17 protein-coding genes and 2 tRNA genes are annotated in these 19,837 nt (G+C 69.8%); 11 read left to right on the forward strand and 8 right to left on the reverse strand.

Translation table 11 applies throughout. From position 1 onward, the window contains the following. Positions 1-4: 4 nt before the first annotated feature. Complete coding sequence (locus ACFYP5_RS01380; RefSeq protein WP_389029007.1) at positions 5-820, reverse strand: SOS response-associated peptidase; 816 nt, start codon at positions 818-820, stop codon at positions 5-7. Between the two features lie 53 nt (positions 821-873). Between ACFYP5_RS01380 and ACFYP5_RS01385 the strand changes: the two genes are divergently transcribed. The 4 genes from ACFYP5_RS01385 (at position 874) to ACFYP5_RS01400 (ending at position 4,455) form a co-directional block, all read left to right on the forward strand. Next, entirely contained in the window at positions 874-1,587 is a 714-nt protein-coding gene (locus ACFYP5_RS01385; protein ID WP_389029009.1) for a M50 family metallopeptidase, read from the forward strand. 117 nt (positions 1,588-1,704) lie between these two features. Beyond that, positions 1,705-3,021 (forward strand): 3-phosphoshikimate 1-carboxyvinyltransferase, encoded by a 1,317-nt coding sequence (aroA, locus tag ACFYP5_RS01390; protein ID WP_389029012.1) that lies wholly within the window; start codon positions 1,705-1,707, stop codon positions 3,019-3,021. Positions 3,022-3,024: 3 nt separating this feature from the next. After that, positions 3,025-4,041, forward strand: a complete 1,017-nt coding sequence (gene rsgA / locus ACFYP5_RS01395) for a ribosome small subunit-dependent GTPase A (RefSeq protein WP_389029014.1) — start codon at positions 3,025-3,027, stop codon at positions 4,039-4,041. 90 nt (positions 4,042-4,131) lie between these two features. Continuing rightward, a complete protein-coding gene (locus tag ACFYP5_RS01400) occupies positions 4,132-4,455 on the forward strand; it encodes a DMT family transporter (protein WP_389029017.1) in 324 nt (107 codons plus the stop codon). A 211-nt stretch (positions 4,456-4,666) separates the two neighbouring features. On the opposite strand, the gene ACFYP5_RS01405 is transcribed toward ACFYP5_RS01400, so the two are convergent. Beyond that, complete coding sequence (locus ACFYP5_RS01405; RefSeq protein ID WP_389029020.1) at positions 4,667-5,275, reverse strand: TetR family transcriptional regulator; 609 nt, start codon at positions 5,273-5,275, stop codon at positions 4,667-4,669. A gap of 120 nt (positions 5,276-5,395) precedes the next feature. Here ACFYP5_RS01405 and hisN point away from each other — a divergent pair, with 120 nt between their 5' ends. Further along, positions 5,396-6,196 (forward strand): histidinol-phosphatase, encoded by an 801-nt coding sequence (hisN, locus tag ACFYP5_RS01410; protein ID WP_313939112.1) that lies wholly within the window; start codon positions 5,396-5,398, stop codon positions 6,194-6,196. A gap of 326 nt (positions 6,197-6,522) precedes the next feature. Continuing rightward, positions 6,523-6,924, forward strand: a complete 402-nt coding sequence (locus ACFYP5_RS01415) for a cyclic nucleotide-binding/CBS domain-containing protein (RefSeq protein WP_030969738.1) — start codon at positions 6,523-6,525, stop codon at positions 6,922-6,924. 81 nt (positions 6,925-7,005) lie between these two features. Here ACFYP5_RS01415 and ACFYP5_RS01420 read toward each other — a convergent pair whose 3' ends face one another. Further along, complete coding sequence (locus tag ACFYP5_RS01420; RefSeq protein WP_389029022.1) at positions 7,006-8,475, reverse strand: catalase; 1,470 nt, start codon at positions 8,473-8,475, stop codon at positions 7,006-7,008. A gap of 149 nt (positions 8,476-8,624) precedes the next feature. Here ACFYP5_RS01420 and ACFYP5_RS01425 point away from each other — a divergent pair, with 149 nt between their 5' ends. The 4 genes from ACFYP5_RS01425 to ACFYP5_RS01440 all read left to right on the forward strand — a co-directional run bounded on the left by ACFYP5_RS01425 (position 8,625) and on the right by ACFYP5_RS01440 (position 12,272). Next, positions 8,625-9,044, forward strand: coding sequence for a Fur family transcriptional regulator (locus tag ACFYP5_RS01425; protein ID WP_327422114.1), 420 nt, complete (start codon positions 8,625-8,627; stop codon positions 9,042-9,044). A gap of 350 nt (positions 9,045-9,394) precedes the next feature. Then, the gene (locus tag ACFYP5_RS01430) at positions 9,395-10,216 is read left to right on the forward strand and encodes an ABC transporter ATP-binding protein (RefSeq protein WP_389029025.1); all 822 of its coding nucleotides are present in this window, start codon (positions 9,395-9,397) and stop codon (positions 10,214-10,216) included. Then, entirely contained in the window at positions 10,213-11,085 is an 873-nt protein-coding gene (locus ACFYP5_RS01435; RefSeq protein WP_389029028.1) for an ABC transporter permease, read from the forward strand. Before ACFYP5_RS01430 ends, ACFYP5_RS01435 begins: the two co-directional genes overlap by 4 nt. Before the next feature lie 44 nt (positions 11,086-11,129). Further along, positions 11,130-12,272, forward strand: a complete 1,143-nt coding sequence (locus tag ACFYP5_RS01440; protein WP_389029031.1) for an ABC transporter substrate-binding protein — start codon at positions 11,130-11,132, stop codon at positions 12,270-12,272. A 101-nt stretch (positions 12,273-12,373) separates the two neighbouring features. Here ACFYP5_RS01440 and ACFYP5_RS01445 read toward each other — a convergent pair. The 4 genes from ACFYP5_RS01445 to ACFYP5_RS01460 form a co-directional block, all read right to left on the reverse strand. Continuing rightward, positions 12,374-12,447 (reverse strand) — tRNA-Met (locus tag ACFYP5_RS01445). Between the two features lie 123 nt (positions 12,448-12,570). Then, complete coding sequence (locus ACFYP5_RS01450) at positions 12,571-14,655, reverse strand: sel1 repeat family protein (protein ID WP_389029034.1); 2,085 nt, start codon at positions 14,653-14,655, stop codon at positions 12,571-12,573. 213 nt (positions 14,656-14,868) lie between these two features. Beyond that, positions 14,869-14,942, reverse strand: a tRNA-Met gene (locus ACFYP5_RS01455). A gap of 64 nt (positions 14,943-15,006) precedes the next feature. Then, the gene (locus ACFYP5_RS01460; protein WP_389030682.1) at positions 15,007-17,880 is read right to left on the reverse strand and encodes a UPF0182 family protein; all 2,874 of its coding nucleotides are present in this window, start codon (positions 17,878-17,880) and stop codon (positions 15,007-15,009) included. Between the two features lie 127 nt (positions 17,881-18,007). Between ACFYP5_RS01460 and ACFYP5_RS01465 the strand changes: the two genes are divergently transcribed. Further along, the gene (locus ACFYP5_RS01465) at positions 18,008-18,577 is read left to right on the forward strand and encodes a PPA1309 family protein (protein ID WP_267002082.1); all 570 of its coding nucleotides are present in this window, start codon (positions 18,008-18,010) and stop codon (positions 18,575-18,577) included. 46 nt (positions 18,578-18,623) lie between these two features. On the opposite strand, the gene ACFYP5_RS01470 is transcribed toward ACFYP5_RS01465, so the two are convergent. Then, complete coding sequence (locus ACFYP5_RS01470; RefSeq protein WP_389029037.1) at positions 18,624-19,712, reverse strand: PDZ domain-containing protein; 1,089 nt, start codon at positions 19,710-19,712, stop codon at positions 18,624-18,626. Positions 19,713-19,837 lie beyond the last annotated feature (125 nt).

The raw sequence follows: 19,837 nt of genomic DNA on the forward strand, positions 1-19,837 counted from the left end.
CCGGTCAGAAGAGTGTGCCGACCTCCGGCGCGGACAGCTCCTCCAGCAGTTCGGGTCCGTTGTTGCGGACATTGCTGACGGCGGTGGCCACCGGGTAGGCCCGCATCAGTCCGCCGGGTGGTGGTGCGAGCAGCGCCCGCAGTTCCTCGACGTCCGTGTGCGACGGGTCCAGCCAGGCGTCCCAGCGGTCCGGGGTGAGCATGAGCGGCATCCGGGGGTGGATGTCGGCGAGCACCGACGGGCCCTCGGCGGGGGCGACGGCGAGCGGGGTGGTCTCCGCCTCCGTGGTGATCACGGAGCAGGTCACCCACCACGCCTGCGGGTGGTCGTCGGGCAGGGTGCGGTCGCGCCAGAACTCGTACAGTCCGGCCATCGCGAAGACCGATCCGTCCGCGGGCGTCACGAAGTACGGCTGCTTGCGGGGGCGCTTCTTCCTCCCCTGCTCCTCCAGCTGCCGCTCGTCGGTACCGGTGACCCACTCGTAGTAGCCGTCCGCGGGCAGGATGCAGCGCCGGGAGACGAAAGGGCGGCGGAACGACGGCTTCTCGTGGACCGTCTCCGCCCGGGCGTTGATCATCCGGGCGCCGCCCTCCGGCGACTTGGCCCAGGAGGGCACGAGTCCCCATTTCAGTGCGCGCAACTGGCGAACCGGACGTTGATCATCCGCGTCTTTCACCGGGCGTTCCAGTACGGCGTAGACCTCCTTGGTCGGCGCCACGTTGTAGTCGGGCTCCAGCGCCTCCGCCGGTTCCCACTTCTCGACGCCGAAGAGTCCGGTCAGATCCTCGGGCCGCCGACTCGCTGCATACCGTCCGCACATAAGTGCCAGACTGCCACGACCCACCGGCACGACCGCAAGGAGCCGCCCGCACCATGGACAGCACCGATCTGGGCGATCTGTGGGATCGCATATTCGGCACCCAGCCCGCACCCGAGCAGTGGCTGGTGGTCGTCACGGCCACGGTCGCGCTCGTCGCCGTCGTGCCGAACGTCCTGTGGCGGGTCTCCCGCAACACGATCACCATCGCGCACGAGGGCGGCCACGGGCTGATCGCGCTGGTCACCGGGCGCAGGCTGCAGGGCATACGGCTGCACTCGGACACCAGCGGGCTGACCGTCAGCCGTGGCAGGCCCACCGGTATCGGCATGATCCTCACCGCGGCGGCGGGCTACACCGCGCCGCCGCTGCTGGGACTGGGCGGCGCGTGGCTGCTCAGCAGCGGCAGGATCACGCTGTTGCTGTGGGTGGCGACCGCGCTGCTCGCCGTGATGCTGGTGATGATCCGCAATGTGTACGGGGCGCTCACGGTGATCTGCACCGGCGCGGCCTTCCTGCTGGTGTCGTGGCTCGCCTCGCCCGACGTGCAGTCGCTGTTCGCATACACCGCGGTGTGGTTCCTGCTGCTCGGCGGCGTACGTCCGGTGTTCGAGCTCCAGTCGAAGCGGCGCCGCGGCGGCGCACCGGACTCGGACGCGGATCAGCTGTCCCGGCTCACGGACGTCCCGGCCGTGCTGTGGCTCTTCCTCTTTCATGCGGTGTCGCTCTGCTCATTGATCGGCGGAGGCCGCTGGCTGCTCGGCCTGTGAGGGGCGGCGGCGCCCGGCCCCGGGCTCGTTGCGGTCGGTACCACGCTTGTATTACGCCCCGGTTTCCGCCTGTTTGATCAAGATCTGGGTTTGCGGTGAGCCACTAAAGTGTTGGCCATGACCGAAAGTTCCGTGCACCCTGCCCTCTGGCCCGCCCCCCATGCGAGCGGGGCCGTCGACGCCACCGTCACCGTGCCCGGATCGAAATCGGTCACCAACCGGGCGCTGGTCCTCGCCGCCCTCGCCGCCGAACCGGGCTGGTTGCGCCGCCCGCTGCGCTCCCGCGACACGCTGCTGATGGCGCAGGCGCTGCGCGCGATGGGCGTCGGTATCGAGGAGGGTGTCGGCCCGGACGGCTCCGGGGAGGCGTGGCGGGTCATCCCGGCCGGGCTGCACGGCCCCACCACGATCGACGTCGGCAACGCCGGAACGGTCATGCGCTTCCTGCCGCCGGTCGCCGCCCTCGCCGACGGGCCGATCCACTTCGACGGCGACCCGCGTTCGTACGAGCGGCCGCTGAACGGCGTGATCGACGCGCTGCGGGTGCTCGGCGCCAGGATCGACGACGACGGGCGCGGCTCGCTGCCGATGAGCGTGCACGGAAGCGGTGCGCTGGACGGCGGCCCGGTGGCGATCGACGCGTCCTCGTCCTCCCAGTTCGTCTCGGCGCTGCTGCTGTCGGCGCCGCGTTTCAACCAGGGCGTGGAGGTGCGCCACACCGGCTCCCGGCTCCCGTCGATGCCGCACATCCGGATGACGGTCGACATGCTGCGGGTCGTCGGCGCCCAGGTCGACGAGCCCGAGACGGGCGGCGAGCCGAACGTCTGGCGGGTATCCCCGTCGGCGCTGCTCGGCCGGGATCTGACGGTCGAGCCGGACCTCTCCAACGCGCAGCCGTTCCTGGCCGCGGCCCTGGTCACCGGTGGCCGGGTCACGATCCCCGACTGGCCGCTGCGCACCACCCAGCCCGGTGACGCGCTGCGCGAGATCTTCACCACGATGGGCGGCAGCTGCGAGCTGACCGAGCGCGGTCTCACGTTCACCGGTTCGGGTCGCATCCACGGCATCGATGTCGACCTCGGCGAGGTCGGCGAGCTCACCCCGGGCATCGCGGCGGTCGCGGCCCTCGCCGACTCCCCTTCCACGCTCAGCGGTGTCGCCCATCTGCGGCTGCACGAGACGGACCGGCTGGCCGCGCTCACCAAGGAGATCAACGAGCTCGGCGGCCGGGTCACCGAGACCGCGGACGGGCTGCACATCGAGCCGCGCCCGCTGCACGGCGGTACCTTCCATACGTATGACGACCACCGGATGGCCACCGCGGGGTCGATCATCGGCCTTGCAGTCCCCGGAGTGGAGATCGAGAACGTGGCGACAACCGCCAAGACCCTGCCGGATTTCCCGCAGATGTGGACCCGAATGCTCGGGGTCTGAGTCATGCGTCGCTACGGCAAGAACCCCGACGAGGACGACATCCGGTTCCGCCCCAACCCGAAGGGCAACCGGCCTCGTACGCATACCCGTCCGAAGCACGAGGACGCCGAGGACGGCATGGTTCTCACCGTCGACCGCGGCCGGCTGACCTGCCTCGTCGAAGGCCGCACGGTCGTGGCGATGAAGGCGCGCGAACTCGGCCGCAAGGCTGCGGTGGTGGGCGACACCGTCTCCCTCGTCGGCGACCTGTCCGGGGACAAGGACACCCTGGCCCGCATCGTCCGCATCGGTGAGCGCCGCTCGGTGCTGCGACGGACGGCGGACGACGACGATCCGTACGAGCGGGTGGTCGTCGCCAACGCCGACCAGCTGGCGATCGTCACCGCACTGGCCGATCCGGAACCGCGTCCGCGGATGATCGACCGCTGTCTGGTGGCGGCGTACGACGGCGGGCTCAGCCCGCTCCTGGTCCTCACCAAGTCCGACCTGGCGTCCCCGGACAAGCTCCTGGAGGCGTACACCCCGCTGGGTGTCCCCTACATCGTCACCAGCCGCCAGGAACTGGAGAACGGCGACGCGGCGGACCAGGTGCGCGAGCAGCTGAACGACCGGGTCACAGCGTTCGTCGGGCACTCCGGCGTCGGGAAGACCACGCTGGTCAACGCCCTGGTGCCGAAGGACCGGCGGCGTACGACGGGTGTCGTCAACGCGGTCACCGGACGCGGCCGGCACACCACCACCTCGGCCTTGGCGCTGCCTCTGCCGGACGGGCGCGGCTGGGTGGTCGACACCCCCGGTGTGCGCTCCTTCGGGCTGAACCACATCGACCCTTCGCGGGTCATCCACGCCTTCCCCGACCTGGAGCCCGGAACCGAGGACTGCCCTCGCGGCTGCACCCATGACGCCGTCCAACCGGAATGCGCTCTGGGCGCCTGGGTGGTGGCGGGGCACGCCGATCCGGCCCGGCTGGACTCGCTGCACCGGCTCCTGGCCACCCGGGAGCGACGCGAAGGCGACTGACCCAGGCACGTTTGCGACCTGCCGCTACCGGTAAGTGCATAATCGCACGCAGCGGGACAGGGCAGTCACCGACGTGGGAGGGCACCGACGATGGCGTGGCTGCTGGTCGTGGTCGCAGGGCTTCTGGAGACCGGCTTCGCTGTCTGTCTGAAACTGTCGCACGGCTTCACCCGGCTCTGGCCGACCATCGCCTTCTGCATCTTCGCGCTCGGCAGCTTCGGTCTGCTGACCCTGTCCCTGAAGAAGCTCGACGTGGGGCCCGCCTATGCGGTGTGGACGGGCATCGGCGCGGCGGGCACCGCGGTCTACGGCATGGTCTTCCTCGACGATCTGGTCTCCACACTCAAGCTGATCTCGATCTCCCTGGTGATCCTGGGTGTGATCGGACTGCAGCTGTCGGGCTCGTCCCGCTGACCGCCAGGGGGCGCGCGGGGAAGTGACAGGCGCCGCTGTCGAGGGCCGTGGTCGGCTCATCGGCGGTGATCACGCAGGGTCACTGGCGACGGCGATCGCGACGGCGATGGCCCGACGCCAAGCGGGCGCCGCGGTGCCGAGGGTCTGGCCTCCATCGACTACACCGAGGCCGGCCGGCTGAAGAAGTAGCGCGCCAGCGGTGGCCCGCCCGTCACCCGGCCGGCCACCGCTCCACCACCTCGCGCACCAGCGGCGCGGCGTCCGTGGGGACGGAGGACGCGGCAACCGCGTACGACAGTGCGAGGCGCAACGCGATCTCGCAGGTCACGGCCAGCGCCGCCGGGTCGTGCGGCGGGCGCCCCTCGTCCAGGACGGCCACCGCGCGGTCGCGCACCAGGCCGAGGAGCTCGGCCGGGGTCGGCGGCCCGGCATCGGCCCGCCGCTGCGCCGGTACGGGCGAGGAAGGCGGCCCCGCGAGACGGGCGGGGCGGGGTAACCGCTCCCCCCAGCAACCCGTGAGCAACGCCCTGACCAGGCTGTTCGTGCGAGTGGCCCGGACCGTCCAGGCTGCGGTGGCGGCCAGTCTGTCCCTTGTGCCGCCGGGCGATTGCAATGCCCGTTCGACACCGGCGAGGTAGCCAGCGGCAGCACGCCGGACGAGAGCCCGGGCCAGACCGTCCTTGCTGCCGAACTCGTTGTAGAGGGTCTGCCGGGAGACTCCTGCGGCGGACGCGACGTCGACCATCCGCACCGTCGTCCAGGGCAGGGTGCTGAGCGCCGAGAGGGCGGCGTCCAGCAATGCTTCTCGCGCTGCAGGCATCGTCGCCTCCCACGCCAGGGGTCTGCCGTTCAGAGTTGACGCGCTCTCCCGCACTGTCAAGAGATCCCGCACCCCCAGGGTCCTGTGGCTCTGTACACCTGCGGTCGATACTGTGACGACATGCCCGACTACCACGATGATCTGCGCCTCGCCCATGTACTGGCGGACGCCGCCGACGCGACGACGATGGACCGGTTCAAGGCTCTCGACCTCAAGGTCGAGACCAAGCCGGACATGACGCCGGTGAGCGAGGCCGACAAGGCCGCCGAGGAGCTGATCCGCGGTCACCTCCATCGGGCTCGCCCGCGCGACGCGATCCTCGGCGAGGAGTACGGGATCGAGGGCACCGGCCCGCGCCGCTGGGTCGTCGACCCGATCGACGGCACCAAGAACTACGTGCGCGGTGTGCCGGTCTGGGCGACGCTGATCTCGCTGATGGAGGCGGGTGAGAACGGCTTCCAGCCGGTGGTGGGCGTGGTGTCGGCCCCCGCGCTGGGCCGCCGCTGGTGGGCGGCGAAGGGCGCAGGGGCGTTCTCCGGGCGCAGCCTCACCTCCGCGACCCGGCTGCACGTCTCGAAGGTCGAGCGGATCCCGGACGCCTCGTTCGCGTACGCGTCGATGACCGGCTGGGAGGAGCAGGGCCGGCTCGACGGCTTCATGGATCTGACCCGGGCCTGCTGGCGTACGCGCGGGTACGGGGACTTCTGGCCGTACATGATGGTCGCCGAGGGTTCCGTGGACATCTGCGCGGAGCCGGAGCTCTCGCTCTGGGACATGGCGGCGAACGCGATCATCGTCCAGGAGGCGGGCGGCCGGTTCACCAGCCTGGACGGGGTGCCCGGTCCGGGCGGCGGGAACGCTGCGGCCTCGAACGGCCTGCTCCACCACGAGCTGCTGGGATATCTGAACCAGCGCTACTGAGACAGCTGGCGGCTTGACCTGCGCACTTTCCCTTCCCTCACGTTCCCTGGTCCGTCGTGGGGCCGTCATCGCTCTTCGGGCCGTCCCCGAACGCGCGGCTGACGGCCTCCCGCGTAGCCGCCGGGCCAAGGTCACGGATGGCGCGACGGCGCCGCTGCGAGGCGTACGGCACCCGAGGGGCGTGCGGTCCATTTCCGTGCGCCCCTCGAATGATCTCTACGTACCCCTTGTTGGAGTCCCCCAAGGATGCAACGCTGAGAGTCCCCCCACTTGTGAACTTGTGAATCGGCTCACGTGGTCGCTTCACGAAGGAGGTGGCTCCCTTCATGCTCGTCCGTGACGCCATGAGCACGATGGTCCTCACCATCGGCCCTACCCACACCCTCCGCCAGGCGGCCCAGCTGATGTCGGCACGCCGCATCGGCGCAGCTGTCGTCCTCGACCGGGACACCAGCGGACTCGGCATCCTCACCGAGCGCGACATCCTCAACGCGGTCGGCGCCGGCCAGAACCCCGACACCGAGACCGCATCCACCCACACCACCACCGATGTGGTCTTCGCCGCGCCCGGCTGGACCCTGGAGGAAGCCGCGGAGGCCATGACGCACGGCGGCTTCCGGCATCTGATCGTGCTGGACGACCACGGGCCCGTCGGTATCGTCTCGGTCCGCGACATCATCCGCTGCTGGACGCCCACAAGGCGCCACCCGGTGGAACTGGTCGGCTGACACCCCTGCGCACGTACGGCCGGTGGGCCGACCCCCTCGACGCGGAGGGGACCGGCCCACCGGCACCGGCAGCCGTCCGTACTAACCGCGAAGGGCCTGGACCGCGGCTTCGAGCCGCTTGCCGAAGTCGCCGTCCGCCTGGCGGAAGTTGTTGATCGCGCGCTCGGCGATGTCGTCGCGCGAGACCTTGGCGATGAACCCGGCGAGGTTGTCGATCAGCCGGACCTTCTCGTCCTCGGAGAGGAGCCGGTACAGGTCCCCGGCCTGCACGAAGTCGTTGTCCTCGGCGTGGCGCGGGGCCTCGTGCGTACCGGTCCCACCCGTGACGGTGGTGGGCTCCCACAGCGGACGGTCGGTCTGGACCGGACCGCCGAAGCTGTTGGGCTCGTAGTTCTTCGCACCCTTGTGGCGGCCGTCGTACAGGTAGCCGTCCCGGCTGTTCGTCCGCGCCTCGGTGGCGTGCGGACGGTTCACCGGCAAGTGGTCGGCGTTGATCCCGACGCGGTAGCGGTGGGCGTCGCCGTAGGCGAAGAGGCGGCCCTGCAGCATCTTGTCCGGGGACGGGCCGATGCCCGGCACGAAGTGCGCGGGGCTGAAGATCGACTGCTCGGTCTCCGCGAAGATGTTCTCGGGGTTGCGGTTGAGCTCCAGCTTCCCGATCTCGATCGGCGGGTAGTCCTCGTGCGGCCACACCTTCGTGAGGTCGAACGGGTTGAAGCGGTACGTGGCCGCCTCGGACGCGGGCATGATCTGGACCTGCACCGTCCAGGACGGGAAGTCGCCGCGCTCGATCGCCTCGCGCAGATCGCGCTGGTGGCTGTCCGGGTCCTCGCCGGCGAGCTTGTTGGCCTCTGCCTGCGTGAGGTTCTTGATGCCCTGGTCGGTCTTGAAGTGGTACTTGACCCAGAAGACCTCGCCGGCCTCGTTGTTCCACTGGTACGTGTGCGAGCCGTACCCGTTCATGTGACGCAGCGTGGCCGGGATGCCGCGGTCACCGAAGAGCCAGGTCACCTGATGGGTGGACTCGGGCGACAGACCCCAGAAGTCCCAGACGTTGTCCGCCTCCTGCGAGCCGGTGTACGGATCGCGCTTCTGGGTGTGGATGAAGTCCGGGAACTTGATGGCGTCCTTGATGAAGAACACCGGGGTGTTGTTGCCGACGAGGTCGTAGTTGCCCTCTTCGGTGTAGAACTTCAGCGCGAAACCGCGGGGGTCACGCACCGCGTCCGCGGAGCCGAGGTTGCCCGCGACGGTGGAGAAGCGCAGGAACGTCTCGGTCTGCTTGCCGACCTCGGAGAGGAACTTTGCACGTGTCCACTGCGAGACATCGCGGGTCAGCGTGAAGGTGCCGTACGCGCCGGCGCCGCGGGCGTGCACGATGCGCTCCGGAATGCGCTCACGGTTGAAGTGCGCGAGCTTCTCCAGCAGCGACTGGTCCTGCACCAGGACCGGACCACCGACGCCTGCGGTCTGGCTGTTCTGGTTGTCGGCGACCGGCGCGCCGGCCTCCGTGGTGAGCGGTCCCTGCGTCACGTGCGCCTCCTGCGTCATTCCTGCACTTCCGTCATGTCCTGATGTCCGCGCAGCCTGTCCTCTGCCTATATCGATCTCGATCCTACAATGGACTAAATCCAAGTCAAGGAGAGGTCCAAAGTCACACCCGTTCGGAACCAGGGCCCCTCGCTGTTAGGCTTGCTCTCATGAGTGACCTGTTGGAACGACTCCGCGGACGCGGCTGGCGTATGACCGCGCAGCGGCGTGTCGTGGCCGAGGTCCTCGACGGGGACCATGTGCACCTGACGGCCGACGAGGTCCACGCCCGGGCCGTCGCCAAGCTGCCGGAGATCTCCCGCGCCACCGTCTACAACACGCTCGGTGAGATGGTGTCGCTCGGCGAGGTCATCGAGGTGGCCACCGACCACCGCGCGAAGCGCTACGACCCGAACGCGCACCGCCCCCACCAGCACCTGGTCTGCGCCAGGTGCGGCGCCATCCGTGACGTGCACCCGGCGGGCGACCCACTGGCGGACCTGCCCACGGACGAGCGGTTCGGTTTCACGGTCTCCGATGTCGAGGTGACGTACCGCGGCATCTGCCCGAACTGCGCCGCGACCGCCTGAGACGCGACGAGGGGCCCGGTGCGAGTGTCACTCGCACCGGGCCCTTCGGCATTCCACCCGACCGGGACCGGCGGCCCGCACACCTCACCGGCCGCTGCGGCGCGGGACCACTTCGACGGGCGGCCGCGGGGCCCTGCCGGAGATGCGCGCGGCCGACCGCGTGCTTCTCCGCCACCGGACGCGACCGAGCGGTGCAGCCGGGCAAGCCGCTGAGGCCCCAGTTCGGCGTCGGCCGCAGCCATCCACCCCGCGCGCACCCCCTTCCCGAATCTGACGGGTCGTCATATCGTCGGCGTCGATCGCGTCCGCCCCGCGGCGGATCCACACCTCGACCGTGCGAGGAGAGACCCGTGGGAGATCCGCACCCGACCACACCGTCACCCACCCCGACACCCACGCCCACCGCCCCCACGCTCCGGGCCCAGGCACTCACCCGCACGTTCGGGCGCGGCGCCACGGCGCTCACCGCCCTCGGCCCGGTCGATCTCGACATCGCGCCCGGCGAGTTCACCTGCATCGTCGGCCCGTCCGGCTGCGGCAAGTCCACCCTGCTGCGGATCGCCGCCGGGCTGCTCCGCCCCAGCACCGGTGAGCTGTCCATCCGTACGGCATCGCCCCGCCCGGCCGCGATGATCTTCCAGGACTACGGCATCTACGACTGGAAGACCGTTCTCGCCAATGTCCGGTTCGGCCTCGACATCCAGCGCGTACCGCGCAAGGCGGCCGACGCCAGGGCACGTGACTGGCTCGCCCGGATGGGGCTCTCCGAGTTCGCCGGCGCCTACCCGGCCGCTCTCTCCGGCGGGATGCGGCAACGCGTCGCGATCGCCCGCGCCCTCGCCGTCGAACCCGAAATCCTGCTGATGGACGAGCCGTTCGCGGCGCTCGACGCGCAATTGCGGACGATCCTCCAGGACGAGCTGCTCGACCTCACCCAGACCACCCGTACCACCACGCTCTTCATCACCCACAGCCTGGAAGAGGCGATCGTGCTCGGCGACCGGGTACTGGTGATGTCCGCCAGGCCGGGCCGGATCATCGCCGAACACCGGCCGCCGTTCGCCCGGCCGCGCACCGGTCACGTTCGTTCGGAACCCGAATTCACAACGCTGAAGAGCGAGTTGTGGGAGCTGCTGCGCGGCGAGGTCCGCAGGGAGGTGATCCCGGCATGAGCACCGCCGTGAAAGAAGCGCCCCAGGAGGGTGAAACCGTCCTGGTGCGCAGGCCGGGCCCGCAGGAGCTGCATCCCCTACGCACCCATCGCAGGCGCCGCACCCTGGAGCTGGCGCTCGCCGTCGCCGTGCCGCTGGTTCTCGTCCTGCTCTGGCAGCTGGCCGCCGCCCGGTCCTGGATCGACGACCGCGTCTACCCTGCCCCGTCCACCATCCTGGCGGACGGCTGGGACCGCGCGGCCGACGGCGATCTGTGGCCGGATGTGTGGGCCACGCTCAAGCGGGTCCTCTGCGGCTACGCGATCGGCACCGTCACCGGATACGCGCTCGGCCTGCTGATGGGGTCGCTCTCGCTCGTACGCGCGGCGCTGGAGCCGTTGCTCGATGCCCTGTACGTCGTACCGAAGCTGGCCCTGCTGCCGGTCTTCCTCAACATGTTCGGCCTCGGCGAAGGGCCGCAGATCGCTCTGGTCGCCGCCACGGTCTTCTTCTTCGTCTGGATCTCCACCATGGCGGCCGTCCTCGCCGTCCCGATCGGTCACCGCGACGCCGGTCAGGTCTTCGGCGCCTCGCCCTGGCAGATGTTCCGACACGTACTGCTGCCCGCCTCGCTGCCCGCCGTACTCGTCGGCGCACGGATCGCGGCGGGCGTGGCCGTCCTGGTCATCGTGGCGTCCGAGCAGATCGCGGCGGCCGACGGGCTGGGCCATCTGATCTTCGACTCCCGGGCGCTGTTCCGGAACGACGTGATGTTCGTCGGCATCGTCTGCGTGGCGGTGCTCGGCGTCGTCTTCTCCGAAGTGGTGCGGATCGCCGGACGGCTGCTCACCCCGTGGGCCCCGCGCGACCGCGGCCGCAGCCAGTCGTGAACGGCACCTCATCTGCTCCACCGAGCTCTTCGTACGGAGGCACTGTGCGCACGACCTTTCTCACCTGCACCGTCGCGCTCGTCGCGGCATCGCTGCTTGCCGCGACGGGCTGCGCCAAGAACGATTCCGGCAGCGACGGCGCCGCTGCCGCGCCGCGCACCGCCAAGCCCGTCGCCGGTTGCGGCGCGGGCAGCTGGACCGACCCGGCCGATCTGACGGCCGGCCGCCGACCGGCCCGCTGCGACAAGGGCGCGCCCGCCCCTCAACCGTTGGCGAAGAAGCGGAAGATCACCGTCGCCACCGGCACACTCAGTGCGGAGTACGTCGCCCCGCTCCAGGTCGCGGTCGCGAAGGGCGAGTTCGCCAAGGAGGGCCTGGACGTCGAACTGAAGGTGCTTCCCACCCCGGACGCCCTGCCACTGCTCGCCAAGGGCGATGTCGACGCCCAGTGGGCAGCCCCCGAGGCAGCCGTGATGAACGGCATCAACGGCGGCTTCGACATCAAGTGGGTGGCAGGGAACTTCTCCCCCGATCCCACCTCCAAGAGCGGCCTCTGGGTGCGCCTCAAGGAAGGCGAGAGCGCCGGACACGTCGACATGGCTGGCCGGAGGATGGGCACGATGATCGGCAAGGGCTCGGTCATCGCGTATCCGATGGACACCTCGCTGAAGAAGCACGGCGGCGGCCTCGACAAGATCAGTTTCCAGCAGCTCGGCTCCGCCGACGTACTGACCGCCCTGCAGAACGGCGGCGTGGACTCCGCCTGGCTCCTCGACCCGGTCTGGCGCAAGGTGGACGGCGACAAGCGGTACGCGTTCCTGGGCGGCCAGCCGGTCGGCGAACCGCTCGGCGGTCTGCTCTTCGGCCCGACGCTGCTGACCGAGGACCCGGACGCGGGTGTCGCCTTTCTTCGCGCCTACATCCGGACGGTGAACACCTACTTCGCCGGGGAGTACAAGTCCGATCCCGCGTTCGTGACGGAGCTGGCGAAGCTGATGAAGATCGACGAGGCGACGCTGCGATCGACGCCGTCCATGCGGATGGACTGGGAGATCCGGAAGGGCACGACGGACCGGCTGCAGCAGGCGTACAGCGACGCAGGCGTCTCGGAGGGCAGGCCGCCGGTGCCGGAGGAGAAGGCCGTCGACCGGGCGATGTACGCGGAGGCCGTGGGCCACAGGCTCTGACGCGGCGCCCCTACGGCATGCACGGAAGTCTGTGCATGCGCAGAAGGCGCGGCATGCACAGAAGGCCGGATCCTCGAAAGGATCCGGCCTTCTGTCTTCAGTAGCGGGGACAGGATTTGAACCTGCGACCTCTGGGTTATGAGCCCAGCGAGCTACCGAGCTGCTCCACCCCGCGTCGGTGAACACAACATTACGTGACGCCCCGGACCAGCGCAAATCCGTTCCTGCCTGCTGCGGGAAGCGCGGCGTCACGGGGCTCCGCCGCCCCTGTGACGCCCGTGTCGCACCCTGCACACCGCTATGCGGTCAGCTCTTGGTGCAGGGCCTCGCGGAGCCTGGCGGCCCGCTCCGCGACCTCCGCCGGGCCCAGCTCGACCGCACGTGCGCACCAGCGCTGCCCCTCGGTGAGCTCGCCGCGGCGGGCGGCGAGCAGGGCCAGCCGCAGTGCGGCCCGGCCATGGCCGTCGTTCGCGGCGCGGCTCCACCACAGGGCGGCCTCGCGCTCGCTGCCCTCGCGGGCCAGGAGCAGCCCCAGATTGAAGGCACCGTTGCGGCTGCCCGACTCGGCGGCCTCGCGGTACCAGCGCGCGGCGCTCTCCAGGTCACCGCGGGAGGCGGCGAGCATGCCGACGCGCACCTGGGCGCGGCGGTGCCCCTGCTCGGCGGCCCGCTCGTACCATGCCTCGCACTCGCTCTTCTCCGGCATCGGCTCACCGAGCCCCGGCGGTCCCGGCGGCGGCTGGCGCGAGTCCAGCACCCCGGCCAGCCGGAAGGCCGCCTCGGCGCTGCCGCCGCCCGCGGCGCAGCGCAGATGGCGTTCGGCCTCCTGCTCCTCGCCGTGGTGCAGCAGGGCCATGCCGACCTGAAGTGCGGCCTCCGTGTGCCCGGCGGCCGCGGCTCTCTCGTACCAGGTCAGAGCCACCCGGTCCTCGTCACGCCCGGCGTGCAGAATGCCGAGGTTGAAGGCGGCGTCCACACTGCCCGCCTCGGCGGCCTTGGAGAACCAGGGCTGCGCACCGGTCGCGTCGCCCGCCTGGAGCAGCAGCACGGCCAGCGCGTTGGCGGCCTCGCGGTGACCTGCGTAGGCGGCACGGCGATACCACTGCTCGGCCTGCGGCGTACGGTCCTGGGCCGCACAGAGCAGCCCCAGGTTGTACGCGCCGTTGACGTCGCCCGCGTCCATGGCCGCGCGGTACCAGCGCTCGGCGGTCTGCTGCTCGCCGCGGGCGGCGTGCAGGGCGCCCAGCGCATTGGCAGCGTTGCCGTCGCCCTCCTGGGCGGCGCGCAGCCACCACACGGCCGCGCTCTCCTCGTCGCCCGCGTCGCGCAGCAGGAAGCCGAGCGCGCAGGCCGCCCGGGCCTCGCCGCTCTTGGCGGAGGTGAGGTACCAGCGGCCGGCCTCCTTGAGCTCGCCGCGCTGTTCCAGAATGGCGCCGAGATGCAGGGCGGCACGTCGGTGACCGCGCGCGGCGGCCTGCCGGTACCACTGCTCGGCCTCACCGATGCGCCCGGTGGCGGGGCCCGCCACGGGTCCGTCGTCCTTGCGCCCGTCCGCACGGCCCGCCTCGCGCGCACCGCTCCCGGTCCCGGTTCCGGTGCCGTCGGCGGCGCCACTGCGCGCAGGCAGCCCCGCCCCCGGCCCGGCGTCCGCCCCAGGGCGGCCGAACGCGTCGTGCGGGTCGTCGGCGGCCTTGCTCTCCAGGGTCCGTGCCAGCCGGTAGGCGGCCTCTCGGTGCCCCTGTTCGGCGGCAGCGCGCAGCCAGCGCTCGGCGCCGACGTCGCTGCGGTGCTCCAGCAGGTCGGCGAGGGCGTACGCGCCCAGCGCATGGCCCTGCTCGGCGGACTGGCGCAGCCAGTACTCGGCGCCCGGTTCGTCGCCACGCTCGCGGTAGTGGCGGCCCAGCGCGTGGGCCGCGGCGGCGGAACCGGCGACGGCGGCGATACGCCACCAGCCGGCCGCCTCGTCGGCGTAGCCGCGCTGGTGGAGGAGGACGCCCAGGTTGTTGGCGGCGGCCCGGTCGCCGTCGGCGGTGGCCGCACGCAGATACGGCTCGGCGCCGTTGAGGTCGCCTCGGCGCAGCAGCAGCGCACCGAGGACGCTCATCGACGCGGTGTCTCCGGCGTCGGCGGCGCGACGGTGCCGTGCCTCACTCTCGGCGGTCTCCGTGCTCTCGGTGTTCTCGATGCCCTGAGTGCTCTCGGCGCTGTGCGACGGTTCCGTGCCCCCGGCGGTCCCACCGTTCTCGAAAGCCTGGACAGCCTCGGCGTCGTCCGCAGCATGGACGGCAAAAGCCGCATCTGCCACGTTTTCCATCTCATGGACGCGCCGCTGCACAAACCGCCCTGTCTCCAACAGAGTTGCCCTGTCCCCCATAAATACCATCGTCCCACCACCTGCAACCCGCGTACACCTGGTATATCGCGGCCAGTGAGGTCACTTCAGCGTTTTGTCGACATGCCCACAGAGAGATAAGTCAAACACGTTCGGAGCCAACACGTGCCCCGCGAACCGCACTTCAGACCCTTCGAGCGAGAAAGTCTCCGCGACACGACGAAGGCCCGGATCCTCGAAAGGATCCGGGCCTTCGTCTTTCAGTAGCGGGGACAGGATTTGAACCTGCGACCTCTGGGTTATGAGCCCAGCGAGCTACCGAGCTGCTCCACCCCGCGTCGTTGTGTTCAAACCGTACCACGACGCGAAGGTGGTGCTTCACCCGTTTCTACCGGCCGCCGCTCAGCTGCCCTTCTCCGTCTTGGGCTGGGCCGCAGCCGCACGCCGCAGCGCGTCCTCCAGATCCGCCTGGGCCTTGCCGTAGGCGGTCCAGTCCTGCTTCTTCAGGGCTGCCTCGCCTTCGGTGTAGGCCTTCTGCGCATCCGCGATCGCCTGCTTCAGCGCGGCGTCACCGGTGGCAGGTGGCTTCGTGCCCGGTGGCCGGGTGGTCTCCGCCGGCGGCTGGCTGGTGCCGGTGTCCTCCACTCCGAAGACCGCGTTGAGCGCCTCCCCGAGGCTGTTCTCGAAGACGGTCTTCGAACCGTACGAGGCGGCGACCTTGCGCAGCAGCGGATAGTTCTGCGTGCCACCGCGCGTGTACACCGGCTCGACGTACAGGAAGCCGCCGTCGAGCGGCACGGTCAGCAGGTTGCCGTACTCGATGTCGGAGTCGGTGCCCTTGAGGTTCCTCACGAACTCGGCGACATCGTCGTTGCCGTTGAGCTCGCTCTGTACCTGGCCGGGTCCCTTCACCGTCGTGGTGACTCTCAACAGCCTTATCGTTCCGTAGTCATTGCTGGCCGCATCCGCGTCCACTGCCATGAACGCCCCGAGGTCGGGCCGCCCCTTCGGAGTGAAGGTGGTGGTCAGCGAGAACTTCTGGGCCGTCTGGTCCGGCATCTTTATGCTCAGGTAGTACGGCGGGACGGCGCCGGACTCCTTGTTGGTCGGGTCGTCCGGGACCTGCCACGCGTCACTGCCGCTGTAGAACTGTGCGGGGTTGGTGACGTGGTAGCGGGTGAGCAGCTCGCGCTGCACCTTGAACAGGTCCTGCGGGTACCGCAGGTGGTCCATCAGGTCCTTGGGGATGTCGGACCGCGGCTCCACCGTCCCCGGGAACGCCTTTCGCCAGGTCTTGAGGACCGGGTCCTTGGTGTCCCACTCGTACAGCTTGACCTTGCCGTCGTACGCGTCGACGGTGGCCTTCACCGAGTTGCGGATGTAGTTGACCTGGTTCTGCTGGGCGACGACCGCACGCTGGTTGGTGGTGAGCGAGTCGGCCGTGGTGTCACCGAGCGTCGTACGCGAGGCGTACGGGTACCCGTTGGTGGTGGTGTACGCGTCGACGACCCACTGGATGCGGTGGTTCACCACGGCCGGATAGGCGTCACCGTCGATGGTCAGCCACGGGGCGACCGCCTCGACGCGCTCCTTCGGCGTGCGGTTGTACAGAATCCGCGAGCCGTTGCCGATGGCCCCCGAGTAGAGGATCTGCGGCTCGCTGAACGACACCGCGTACGCGGCGCGGTTGAAGGCGCTGCCGAGACTGACCCCGCTGTTGCCCTCGTAGCTGGTGGTCTTCTCGCCGTCCTCCTCGTAGTCGAGCTCCTTCTGGGGCCCGCCGACGATGGAGTACTGCTCCGTCTTCTCGCCGTAGTAGATCTGCTGCTCGTACTTGCCGAGTTCGCCGGTGGTCGGCAGACCGGACTCGGTGAAGTCCGGGGAGCCCTTCGGGTTCTTGCCCGTCGTGGTACCCCGGGCGGCGATGGCGCCGTAGCCGTGGGTGTACGTGAAGTGGTCGTTGATCCAGTTGCGCTTGGGGATGCCGTCCAGATTGAGCTCGCGCAGACCGATGACCGTGTCCTGGTCCTTGCCGGCGGCGTCCTTGTAGCGGTCGACGTCCAGCGTCTTGGGGAACTGGTAGTAGTTCCTCTTCTGCTGGAGCTGCTGGAATGCCGGGGAGACGACGTTGGGGTCCATCACCCGGTAGCTCGCCGCTTCGTCCGCACTGGCCCGGAGCTTCGCGTCGTCGGTCGTGGTGCTCTTGCCCGTGTAGTCGTCCACCTGTGCGTCATCGATGTCGTACGCGTCACGCGTCGCCTCGATGTTCTTCCGGATGAACGGGGCTTCCTTGGCCTGCTCGTTCGGCTGGACCTGGAACTTCTGCACGATCGCCGGGTACAGCCCGCCGATAAGGATCGCCGAGAGCACCATCAGGCCGAAACCGATCACCGGGAGCTGCCAGGTGCGGCGCCACAGCGTCGCGAAGAACAGCACGGCGCAGATCGCGGCGATGCAGAACAGGATCGTCTTCGCCGGCAGGTACGCGTTGGCGTCGACGTACCGCAGGCCCGTCCAGTTGTCCGTCGCCTTGAAGTCACTGGACTTCACGGCGAGACCGTACCGGTCGAGCCAGTACGCCACGGCCTTCAGCGAGACGAAGACGCCGAGCAGCACCGAGAGGTGGCCGGTGGCCGCGCCGGTCGCCCGCGCGCCGGGACTGGTGATGCGGAGCCCGCCGTACAGGTAGTGGGTCAGGGCGGCGGCGATCAGCGAGAGCACCGTGGCCGCGAAGCCGAAGCCCAGCAGGAAGCGGTACCACGGCAGGTCGAAGGCGTAGAAGGACACGTCCAGGTGGAACTGGGGATCCTTCTGCCCGAACGACACGCCGTTCACATACATCAGCCACGTACGCCACTGGCCTGAGGCGGACGCTCCGGCGATCAGCCCGACGAGCGCGGTGATCGCCAGCAGCACCCACCTCTTGTACGGGGCGAGACTCATCCGGTAGCGGTCCAGGCTCTGCTGCTCCAGCGACATCGCGCTCAGCGGCGGCCGGAGCCGGTGCGCGAGCCAGATGTTCACGCCGACGGCGATCGCCATCAGCAGCCCGAAGACGAGGAACAGCCCGATCTTGGTCCACAGGGTGGTGGTGAAGACGGACGAATACGCGACCGACCGATACCAGAGCCAGTCCGTCCAGAACCCGGAGAACATGACGAACACCATGGCGAGAATCGCCAGGACGCCCAGTGTCATGAGCAAGGTACGGGCGCGCCGGGACGGGCGGCCGACTCTGATCCGTGGCCCGGTCGGGCCCCCGCCGCGGTCCGGCATCTGGAAAGCCAACGTGCGCCCCTCGAAGTTCGCGGTCGTGTGAAGCGGGCCCAGCGATCGTAGGGCCCACCTATGCAACTTACTGAGGCTTTACCTAGTTCCCGTTCCCGGGGCAGAAGGAGGGAGGATGTTGAGCATGTCCAACGTTTCCCCCTCAGGCCCTCCAATGGCCGCGAGCCCCCTCACTGTCGCCGTGCTCGAGATCGACGAGTACGCCTCCGGCCTCGGCTGGGACCAGCCGGCCCGGCTCTTCGCGCTCGTCGACACCGCCAAGCTGCGGGTCCAGGAGCCCGGCCTCGCCGCCCAGCTCGGTCTCGACAGCTCCGATTCGACGACCGCCGCACTCACCCCCATCGAGCAGGAGGAGCTTCCCCCCGGAAAGGCGCTGGACGAGTTCCTCGCCACGATCGCCTGGCCCGACGCGGTCGCAGGCTGCGCCATGACGGTGGAGCGCCTGATGCTGCCGCCGTCCGCCGAGTCCTCCGTACCGGAGGGTCTCAGCGACGCCCAGCTGACCAAGTGGGTCGCCAAGCACCCTGACCGGCAGGAGGTGCGCATGACCGTGGCCGTCCTGCGCAACGGTGCGCGGGAGTCGGCCGTACGGCTCCGGGAGAAGGACTCCCCGACCGAGGTGCTGACCGGCGCCGGCCTGGTGCCGGGGCTGGCCGAGGCGCTGGCCGCCACGTTCGAGTCCTGACCGCAGCGGGCGGGAACCGCCCGCTCCCCCGCCAGGGGCGGCGCGGTCAGCCTGCCGAGCAGCTCGGCAGGCCGGCCGTGTCGCCCGCGCGGATCTTCTCCAGCGACTTCTTCGCGTCGTCGATCGTCTTCACCTTGACCAGGGTGAGCCCACCGGGGGTGTCGGAGGCGGCGGCCTTGCAGTTGTCGCCCGGCGTCAGGAAGTACCTGGCGCCCGCGTTGCGCGCGCCGACCAGCTTCATGTTGATGCCGCCGATCGGGCCGACCTTGCCCTGGTCGTCGATGGTGCCGGTGCCCGCGATGAACTTGCCGCCGGTCAGCTGACCGGGCGTGAGCTTGTCGACGATGCCGAGGGAGAACATCAGGCCCGCGCTCGGGCCGCCGACATCGGCGAGCTTGATGTCGATCTCGAACGGGAACGTGTGGTCCGTCCCGGCCTGGATTCCGACGATCGCCCGGTTCTCCTTGGGTGCCTTCTTCGTCGTCATGGTGATCTTCTCGGTGCCCTCGGGCTGCTTGCCGGCCTTCTCGGCCGCTGCCGCCGCCTTGGCAGGGATCACCGTGAAGGTGACGTCCTCCCCCGGCTTGTGCTTGGTGACGAGCTTCGCGACGTCCTCGGGCTGCTTGACCACCGTGCCGTCGACCGCCTTGATCACATCACCGGCGTGCAGCTTGCCCTGCGCTGGGCTGTCCTTGATCACCGTGGAGACCACGACCCGCGACGTCACCGGGATGCCCAGTTCGGTCAGCGCGGCGACCTTGGCGCTCTCCTGGGACTGGCTGAACTCCTCGGCGTTCTCCTGCGTCGACTGCTCCTCGGTCTTGCCGCCCGGGTACAGCGTGTCGTGCGGAACGACCACGCTGTCGTGGGCCAGCCAGCCGTAGACGGCCTCGACAAGGTTCATGTTGTAGTCGGCGCCGGTCACCCTGACCGTCGTCATGTTGAGGTTGCCGGACGTCTTGTACGTCCGATGCCCGGAGACCTGCAGGACCGGTTCGCCGCCGACCTTGCCGAGTGTGTTCACCGTCGGCCCGGGAGACATCTCCGAATACGGCACTGGGATCAGCACGCCTGCGCAGAGCAGCGCGATGAGGATCAGCGTGGAGGCGAGCATCGTCGCGGTGCGGCGTGGCATGGAACGACAGTACGGGAAGGGTCTGTCAGTGCACCGCCGGGGCCGGTCCGTACGGGGCGGAAGGCCGGGCGTCGTGCTGTGCCGAGTGGCGGGCAGTCGGTGCCGGGATACGGATTGGCGACTGC

The organism is Streptomyces sp. NPDC005262 (genome assembly GCF_042872425.1).
GTDB lineage: Bacteria > Actinomycetota > Actinomycetes > Streptomycetales > Streptomycetaceae > Streptomyces.

Coding starts and splice junctions, on each gene's coding strand:
- ACFYP5_RS01380 (WP_389029007.1), bottom strand. CDS start 820: ATGTGCGGACGGTATGCAGCGAGTCGGCGGCCCGAGGATCTGACCGGA.
- ACFYP5_RS01385 (WP_389029009.1), top strand. CDS start 874: ATGGACAGCACCGATCTGGGCGATCTGTGGGATCGCATATTCGGCACC.
- aroA (WP_389029012.1), top strand. CDS start 1,705: ATGACCGAAAGTTCCGTGCACCCTGCCCTCTGGCCCGCCCCCCATGCG.
- rsgA (WP_389029014.1), top strand. CDS start 3,025: ATGCGTCGCTACGGCAAGAACCCCGACGAGGACGACATCCGGTTCCGC.
- ACFYP5_RS01400 (WP_389029017.1), top strand. CDS start 4,132: ATGGCGTGGCTGCTGGTCGTGGTCGCAGGGCTTCTGGAGACCGGCTTC.
- ACFYP5_RS01405 (WP_389029020.1), bottom strand. CDS start 5,275: ATGCCTGCAGCGCGAGAAGCATTGCTGGACGCCGCCCTCTCGGCGCTC.
- hisN (WP_313939112.1), top strand. CDS start 5,396: ATGCCCGACTACCACGATGATCTGCGCCTCGCCCATGTACTGGCGGAC.
- ACFYP5_RS01415 (WP_030969738.1), top strand. CDS start 6,523: ATGCTCGTCCGTGACGCCATGAGCACGATGGTCCTCACCATCGGCCCT.
- ACFYP5_RS01420 (WP_389029022.1), bottom strand. CDS start 8,475: ATGACGCAGGAGGCGCACGTGACGCAGGGACCGCTCACCACGGAGGCC.
- ACFYP5_RS01425 (WP_327422114.1), top strand. CDS start 8,625: ATGAGTGACCTGTTGGAACGACTCCGCGGACGCGGCTGGCGTATGACC.
- ACFYP5_RS01435 (WP_389029028.1), top strand. CDS start 10,213: ATGAGCACCGCCGTGAAAGAAGCGCCCCAGGAGGGTGAAACCGTCCTG.
- ACFYP5_RS01450 (WP_389029034.1), bottom strand. CDS start 14,655: ATGGTATTTATGGGGGACAGGGCAACTCTGTTGGAGACAGGGCGGTTT.
- ACFYP5_RS01460 (WP_389030682.1), bottom strand. CDS start 17,880: ATGCCGGACCGCGGCGGGGGCCCGACCGGGCCACGGATCAGAGTCGGC.
- ACFYP5_RS01465 (WP_267002082.1), top strand. CDS start 18,008: ATGTTGAGCATGTCCAACGTTTCCCCCTCAGGCCCTCCAATGGCCGCG.
- ACFYP5_RS01470 (WP_389029037.1), bottom strand. CDS start 19,712: ATGCCACGCCGCACCGCGACGATGCTCGCCTCCACGCTGATCCTCATC.